General features: G+C 67.3%; 1 protein-coding gene. It reads right to left on the bottom strand.

Annotation, left to right across the window (positions count from 1 at the left end; genetic code table 11):
* The coding region (locus ACQG3P_RS19560; RefSeq protein ID WP_426805972.1) for an aromatic amino acid lyase at positions 1-278 on the bottom strand (278 nt) is incomplete at both ends.

A 278-nucleotide genomic window follows, 5' to 3' on the forward strand; every position in this document is an offset into this window, starting at 1 on the left:
CGTGGTTGATCGCCGCACGCTCACCGGTGGAGGCCGACAGGTAGGCCGGCAGGCCGTGGTTGAAGCGCGCGTCCACCACCAGCGCCAGCTGGCGGTCGAGCAGATCGGCCAGGGTGGCGATGGTGTTCTTCAGCGCATCCATGGCGAAGGCGTTGTGGCCACCGTAGAAGTGGCCGCCGTGCAGGATGCGCTCGCCATCGGCGTCGATCAGCGGGGTGTCGTTGGCGGTGTTGAGTTCGGTGTCGATGAACTGGCGCAGCAACGGCAGCGCATCCTGG

The sequence above is a fragment of the Stenotrophomonas sp. SrG genome (assembly GCF_050031795.1).
GTDB classification, from domain to species: domain Bacteria; phylum Pseudomonadota; class Gammaproteobacteria; order Xanthomonadales; family Xanthomonadaceae; genus Stenotrophomonas; species Stenotrophomonas rhizophila_A.